Annotated in this window: 6 protein-coding genes; 3 read left to right on the top strand and 3 right to left on the bottom strand. The window is 71.2% G+C overall.

Annotated features, from left to right (window positions below; translation table 11 throughout):
- On the bottom strand, positions 1-491 hold a 491-nt coding region (locus ACILRF_RS13485), incomplete at its 3' end, for an ActR/PrrA/RegA family redox response regulator transcription factor (protein WP_395673727.1).
- A 73-nt stretch (positions 492-564) separates the two neighbouring features.
- On the bottom strand, positions 565-1,938 hold the full coding sequence (locus ACILRF_RS13490) for an ActS/PrrB/RegB family redox-sensitive histidine kinase (RefSeq protein WP_395673730.1): 1,374 nt from the start codon (positions 1,936-1,938) through the stop codon (positions 565-567).
- A gap of 85 nt (positions 1,939-2,023) precedes the next feature.
- Between ACILRF_RS13490 and ACILRF_RS13495 the strand changes: the two genes are divergently transcribed.
- The 3 genes from ACILRF_RS13495 (at position 2,024) to ACILRF_RS13505 (ending at position 4,760) form a co-directional block, all read left to right on the top strand.
- Positions 2,024-2,638, top strand: coding sequence for an SCO family protein (locus ACILRF_RS13495; protein ID WP_395673732.1), 615 nt, complete (start codon positions 2,024-2,026; stop codon positions 2,636-2,638).
- An 86-nt stretch (positions 2,639-2,724) separates the two neighbouring features.
- Entirely contained in the window at positions 2,725-4,011 is a 1,287-nt protein-coding gene (locus ACILRF_RS13500) for a polyhydroxyalkanoate depolymerase (RefSeq protein ID WP_395673733.1), read from the top strand.
- A gap of 11 nt (positions 4,012-4,022) precedes the next feature.
- Positions 4,023-4,760 (top strand): M48 family metallopeptidase, encoded by a 738-nt coding sequence (locus ACILRF_RS13505; protein ID WP_395673735.1) that lies wholly within the window; start codon positions 4,023-4,025, stop codon positions 4,758-4,760.
- A gap of 33 nt (positions 4,761-4,793) precedes the next feature.
- Here ACILRF_RS13505 and ACILRF_RS13510 read toward each other — a convergent pair whose 3' ends face one another.
- A complete protein-coding gene (locus tag ACILRF_RS13510; RefSeq protein WP_395673737.1) occupies positions 4,794-6,773 on the bottom strand; it encodes a transglycosylase domain-containing protein in 1,980 nt (659 codons plus the stop codon).
- Between the last annotated feature and the right edge of the window lie 20 nt (positions 6,774-6,793).

Genomic DNA, 6,793 nt, shown 5'->3' on the forward strand with positions numbered 1-6,793 from the left:
GTCTCCGAGACGTTGTGGTTGCACAGCTCGTAGACCCGCTGGATGTGCTCCCACCGCACGCGGTCGGCGCTCATCGGGTTTTCGGGCGGCGGCGGGGCGGCGTCGCCGCGGGCCAGCAGGGCGCGGGCGACGTCGTCGGCGTCGGCCGGCTTGGAGAGGTAGTCGACCGCCCCGGCCTTCACCGCCTGCACGGCGGTGGCGATGTTGCCGTAGCCGGTGAGCATGATGATCTTGGCGTCGGGCCGGGCGTCACGCACCGCCTCGACGACCTTGAGACCGGTTCCGTCCTCCAGCCGCATGTCCAGCACCGCGAAGGCGGGCGGCCGGGCGCGGACCGCGGCGATGGCTTCGGCGACGCTGCCCACCAGGGTGGGCTCGAACCCGCGCTGCTCCAGGGCCCGGCCGAGCCGGGTGCGGAGCGGGGCGTCGTCGTCGAGCACCAGCAAGGTTCTGTCGGGCAGGGCGGCGACGTCGGCGGATAGGTCGGTCATTCAGTCTGCCCCACGGGCCTCCCTCATTCACGCTGCGGCATCCTGTCGCACCAACCTACCATTTGGCAAGTCGTCAAGCGCCGCCCACTTCAATCCTAGATCGCGCCCACCGGGCTGCGACCACCGCGCCACGCGGGCGGCCGTTTTGAAACGTCACAACCGCCCCGGTCCGTTCCAGCAGCGTCTTTGCGATAAAGAAGCCGAGGCCCATGCCGACGTGGCCGGTGCGGCCGCCGGCCACTCCGGGGCGGGAGGTCACGTAGGGCTCGCCGAGCTTGGCCAGCACCTCGGCCGAGAATCCCGGCCCATCGTCCCGGACCTCCATCGAGACGGTGTCGGCGTCGAACCGGGCGCTGACCAGCACCTCGGCGTCGGCGAAATCGACGGCGTTTTCGACGAACGAGGTGAAGGCGTGGGTGATCTCCGGCAGGCGCCAGATGTCTGGCGGCCGCGCGCCGGGCGGGCCGGTGACGATGGCCTCGACGCGCACGCCTTTCACCGAGGCGTGCGGCTCCAGCACTTCCTGCACCAGCTGGCGCAGACTCATCCGCTCGTGGACCTCGTCCGAGGCGGCGTCGGGGGTCTCCGAGAGGCGCTTAAGGATCTCGCGGCAGCGGTTGGCCTGGGCCATCAGCAGCTCGGCGTCCTCCTTGACCTGCGGCGTCGGGGCCTCGCGGGCCATCTCCTTGGCGACGATGGAGATGGTGGCGAGCGGCGTGCCGAGTTCATGCGCGGCGGCGGCGGCGAGGGTGCCGAGGGCCGACAGTTTCTGCTCCCGGGCCAGCACCGCCTGGGTCATGTCGAGGGCCAGGGCCATGCGGGCCGATTCCTCGGCCGCCTGGCGCACGTAGCCGGCGATCAGGGCGATGCCGGCGATGTTGGCGATGGCCGCGGCGATCCGATAGCTCTCCGAGCCCATGACCAGGCCGCCCTGCGGCGAGCCCGGCAGCGGCATGCCGACAAAGGCCAGCAGGATCGACAGGACGGCGGCCAGCACGCCGAGCGTCAGAACCGGCCGGGCCGGCAGGGTCGCCGCCGCCAGGGTCACCGGGGCGATCAGCAGCAGGACGAAGGGGTTGGCCGCGCCGCCGGTGAGGAACACCAGGGCGGCGATCTGCAGCAGGTCGAGGGCGAGCTGGCCGGTCGCCTCGAGGTCGCCGAATACCCTCTGGCCGGCCGAGGTCAGGCGGGTCAGGATATTGACCCAGGCGGCGACGCCGATGACCGCGAAGCACAGCGGGTAGGGGGCCTGGTAGCCGAGGCCGAGGCCGATGGCGAGGAGCAGCACGACCTCGCCGGCGATGACCATCCAGCGCAAGGCGACCAGGGTGCGGACGCGCAGGTGGCTGTGGCGGACGCCGAAGCTGGCCGGCTCGTCGCCGTGACCGACCGGCGGCGCGCCGCCTTGCGTGGGCGCCGGCGCCGCCTTATCGAGGCGCACGGGCATCAGCGACCTCAGCGAAGGCAGCCGGACGCTCGCCATCTGTCAGCCCCCGGCCCTTTCGGCCGGCCGCGCCGCCGGGAGACACCGAATGCGCCGCCGCACCCTCGCCATCGTCGCGCTCCTCGCGCTTGCCTTCGCCATTCTCACGGCGCTCGCCCTCCGCTCGGGCGTGCTCAAGCCCGTCGCATCGCAAACCGCCGCCGTCGGCGGGCCGTTCCAACTGGTCGACCAATCGGGCCGCACCGTCGACCAGCGGCTGCTGAAGGGCAAGTGGAGCGCGGTGTTCTTCGGCTTCACCCACTGCCCCGACGTCTGCCCGACCACCCTTTTCGCGCTCGGCGAGGCGGAGAAGACGCTGGGCGGCGACGCCAAGGATTTCCAGACGGTGTTCATTTCGGTGGATCCCGAGCGCGACACCGCCAAGCTGATCGGCGACTATCTGGCGAACCCGGCCTTCCCGAAGAAGGTCTGGGGCCTGACGGGCACGCCAGAACAGGTCGCCGCGGCGGCCAAGGCCTACTACGTCTACTACCGCAAGGCCGGCGACGGCCCCGAGTACAACGTCGACCACTCGACAATCACCTATCTGATGAACCCGCGCGGCGAACTGGCCTGCGTGATCCAGCACGGCGCCACGCCCGGCGAGATCGCGGGCAAGGTCCGCACCGCCATGAAGACCGGCTCGGGCGCAACGAGCTGCTGATCCGCCTCCCGCGGCGGGCGAAGACGGGTGCTTGTGCAACCTGTTAAGCCCGGCCATGTTATGCTGCGGTGCAGCAAGGAGCGGTGATGCTCTACTCCCTCTATGAGGCCGGCTACTACGCGGGCGCGCCTTGGCGGGCCGCGGCGCTGGCGACGCGCGATTTCTGGAGCTCGCCGCTCAATCCCGCCGCCGACACCGACTTCGGCCGCCGGATGTACGCCGGCGCTGACCTCTACGCCAACCTGACCCGCCGCTACGGTCGCCCGGCCTGGGGGATCGACAGCGTGCTGGTCGACGGCAAGCCCGTGCGGGTGCGCGAGACCGAGGTGTGGTCGAGCCCGTGGGTGAAGTTGACCCATTTCGCCCGCGACGCCGCGGACCTGCGCCGGGCGGGCCGGCGTGAATTGGCCCCTGCCGTCCTGATCGTCGCGCCGTTGTCGGGTCACTTCGCCACCCTGTTGCGCGGCACGGTGCGCGCCTTCCTCCAGGACCACGAGGTGTTCGTCACCGACTGGTCGAACGCCCGCGACGTCCCCGTCCTGGAGGGTCGCTTCGACTTCCATGACTACATCGACCACGTCCGCGACATGCTGCGGGCGCTCGGCCCGCGGCCCCACGTGGTCGCGGTCTGCCAGCCGGGGCCGCCGGTGCTGGCCGCGGCCGCCCTGATGGCCGAGGACGGCGAGGCCTCGCGGCCCGCGACCATGACTTTCATGGGCTCGCCCATCGACGCCCGGCTATCGCCGACCGTGACCAACCGCCTGGCGGAGCAACGGCCGTTCGCCTGGTTCGAATCCAACATGGTCCACACCGTGCCGGCGCCCTATCCGGGCATGGGCCGGCGGGTCTATCCGGGCTTCGTGCAGCTCGCCGCCTTCATGTCGATGAACCTGCAGGACCACCAGCAGGCGCACCTGCGTTACCTGCAGCAGCTGATGGCCGGGGATGGCGACGGGGCGGACCGCCACCTGGCGTTCTATGACGAGTACCTGTCGGTCCTCGACCTGACGGAGGAGTTCTACCTCCAGACCGTCGACGTGGTGTTCCAGCGCTACCTGCTGCCAAAGGGCGAGCTGGTCCACCGCGACCGGCTGGTGCGGCCGGCGGCGATCACCGACATCGGCCTGCTGACCGTGGAAGGCGAGAACGACGACATCTCCGGCATCGGCCAGACCCAGGCCGCCCACGACATCTGCTCGGGCCTGCCGGACGACCTGAAGGCCGACTACGTCCAGCCGCACGTCGGCCACTATGGCGTCTTCAACGGCCGGCGGTTCCGCGAAGAGATCTACCCTCGCGTGCGGGCCTTCATCGCCGAAGCGGAAGCGCGCTTCGACAAACCAGCCTTCGACAGCCCGGGCGAGCCCGCCTAGATTCGGCGACGATGAGTCTTTTCCGCCGCGGCTTCGCGGACGGCGACCGGCTGGAGGTCGCGGGCGCCGTCGTCACGCTCAAGGTCAACCGGCGCGCCCGGCGCGTCTCGCTGCGGCTCGACCGCACGCGCCGCCAGATCATCGCCACGGCCCCTTCGCTACGCCGCCTCGGCGAGGCGGCCGACTTCGCCCACGATCGCGCCGGCTGGATCGCCGAGCGGTTGGCCGAGCTGCCGGAGGCGGCCCCGCTCAGCCCCGGCATGACGCTGGAGGTGTTCGGCGAGCCGGTGGTGCTGGACGCCGGGTCCGGCCGCGCGCGCTGGATCGAGGCGGACGCCTGGGGCCCGGCCCGCATCATCGCCATGGGCGAGGGCGAAGGCTTCACCCGCGCTGTCATCCTGCAGCTGCGCAAGCGGGCCATGGCCGTGCTGGCCGAGCGCACCGCCGTCTACGCGGCGATGCTGGGCGCGACGCCGCCCAAGGTGACGATCACCGACACCAAGTCGCGATGGGGCTCGTGCCGGGCCGGAATCCGCGGCGGGCCCGGCTCGATCCGGTATTCCTGGCGGTTGGCGCTGGCCCCGTTCGAGGTGGCCGACTACGTCGCCGCGCACGAGTGCGCCCACCTGCTGGAGCAGAACCACGGCCCGAGGTTCTGGGCCCATGTCCGCGCCCTGGTCGGCGACGAGCGCCGCCATCGCGCCTGGCTCCGCGACCACGGCGCCCGCCTGCACGCCTTCGGGCGGTGAGCGGGTCCTGTCCCGCCTGACGGGACGGGACGGTTAGTAGGGCGCCTCTTCCGGCTGGCGATCGAAGGCCGAGGGCGGGGGATCGGGGTCGCCGCCGCCGCCGAACAGGTCGCGGACGCCGTCGATGACGTCGCCGATCGGGTCGGGGCCCTGCGGTTCGACGAAGCCGCCGGGGATCGGCTGGACCTTCAGGCGCGGGAGGGCCGCGCCCATGTACTGACGCCAGATGCCGGCCGGGGCGCCCCCGCCGGTGACCCGGCGCATGGGACGGTTGTTGTCCTTGCCGACCCAGACCGCGGTGACGAAGCCGCCGGTGTAGCCGACGAACCAGGCGTCGCGGTAGTCGCTGGTCGTACCGGTCTTGCCGGCCAGATCGTAGCCGCCGACGTTGGCGCGCGTGCCGGTGCCGGACGTCACCACCTGGCGCAGCATCTGGTTCATGTATTGCAGAGCCGGCGTGCCGATCACCGCCTGGCGCGGCGCGCGGTCGACGTTGTGGTCGTAGAGCACCCGGCCCGAGGCGGTGCGGATCCGCTCGACGCCGTAGCCCTTGGCGAAGAAGCCGCCGTTGGCGAACGGCGCATAGGCCTGGGCCATCTCCAGCGGGCTGACCTCGACGGCGCCCAGCGCCATCGACGGATCGAGCTGGATCGGCGAGGTGATCCCGAGGCGGCGGGCGGTGGCGGCGACGTTCGAGGTGCCGACCTCGTTGGCCAGGCGCGCGGCGACGGTGTTCACCGACTGCTCCAGCGCCTTGGCCAGGGTGATCGGCCCGAGATACTCGCCGGTATAGTTGCGCGGCTGCCAGTTGCCGATGGTCACCGGCTCGTCGACGACGGGGGTGGCCGGCGTGCGGCCTGATTCCATCGCCGTCAGATAGACGAAGGGCTTGAACGCCGAGCCCGCCTGGCGCCTGGCCTGGGTCGCGCGGTCGAACTGGCTCTGCAGGTAGTTGGCGCCGCCGACGTAGGCGCGGATGCGGCCCTCGCCGTCGATGGAGACCAGCGCCCCCTGCTCGACGCCCTGGCCCTTGGCGGCGGCGACGCCGGCCTGCACCGCCTGCTCGGCGGCAGCCTGCAGCGGCAGGTCGAGGGTCGTCTCGACCACCAGGTCCTCGGTCGGCTCGCCCACCAGGCTGCGAACCTGGTCGTCGACCCAGTCGGTGAAGTACTGCGCCCGCTGGTTCGCCAGCACCGGATTGACCCGGACCTTGGTGCGGAACGCGGCCTCGCGCTCTTCCGGCGTGATGAACTTCGAGCGGACCATCTCGTCGAGCACGACGGTGGCGCGGCGGGCGGCGCGGTCGGTGGCGGCGACCGGCGAATAGCGGGACGGCCCCTTCATCATCCCGGCCAGCAGGGCGCTCTCGCCCAACGTCAGGCGCGAGGCGGGCTTGCCGAAGTAGCGCTGAGACGCGGCCTCAATGCCGTAGGCGCCGGCCCCGAAGTAGACCCGGTTCAGATAGAGCTCGAGGATCTGCTTCTTGGAGAACCGCGCCTCCAGCCATACCGCCAGGATCAGTTCCTGCGCCTTTCGGCGGTAGTTCTGGCTCGGCGTCAGGAAGAGGTTGCGGGCCAGCTGCTGGGTGATGGTCGAGCCGCCGCGCAGGGGGCCGCTGTCGCGGCGCATGTTGTAGATCTGCGAGCGGGCGATGCCCCACGGGTTGAACCCGAAGTGCCAGTAGTACCAGCGGTCCTCGATGGCGATGAACGCCTCGGGCACATGGTCGGGCAGCGAGTCGAGGTCGACCGGTGGCGCGTACTGGCTGCCGCGCACCGCCACCAGGGCGCCGGAGCGGTCGAGGTAGGAGATCGAGGGCTGCCGCTTGACGTCGTAGAGCTTGGAGGTGTCGGGCAGGTCGACGGCGAAGACCGCGAAGAAGGCGACCAGGAAGATCAGCCCCCAGACGCCGAGCACCATGCTCCAGTAGAGCAGGGCCTGGAATGGGGATCGCCCGGCCCGGGGCGGCCGCGGGGCGCGACCGCCGGGTCCGGACGACTGCGCGTTGGCCATGTCGCCGTCCTAAGAGAGAG

The organism is Phenylobacterium sp., assembly GCF_044236515.1.
GTDB lineage: Bacteria > Pseudomonadota > Alphaproteobacteria > Caulobacterales > Caulobacteraceae > Phenylobacterium.

Coding starts and splice junctions, on each gene's coding strand:
- ACILRF_RS13490 (WP_395673730.1), bottom strand. CDS start 1,938: ATGCCCGTGCGCCTCGATAAGGCGGCGCCGGCGCCCACGCAAGGCGGC.
- ACILRF_RS13495 (WP_395673732.1), top strand. CDS start 2,024: ATGCGCCGCCGCACCCTCGCCATCGTCGCGCTCCTCGCGCTTGCCTTC.
- ACILRF_RS13500 (WP_395673733.1), top strand. CDS start 2,725: ATGCTCTACTCCCTCTATGAGGCCGGCTACTACGCGGGCGCGCCTTGG.
- ACILRF_RS13505 (WP_395673735.1), top strand. CDS start 4,023: ATGAGTCTTTTCCGCCGCGGCTTCGCGGACGGCGACCGGCTGGAGGTC.
- ACILRF_RS13510 (WP_395673737.1), bottom strand. CDS start 6,773: ATGGCCAACGCGCAGTCGTCCGGACCCGGCGGTCGCGCCCCGCGGCCG.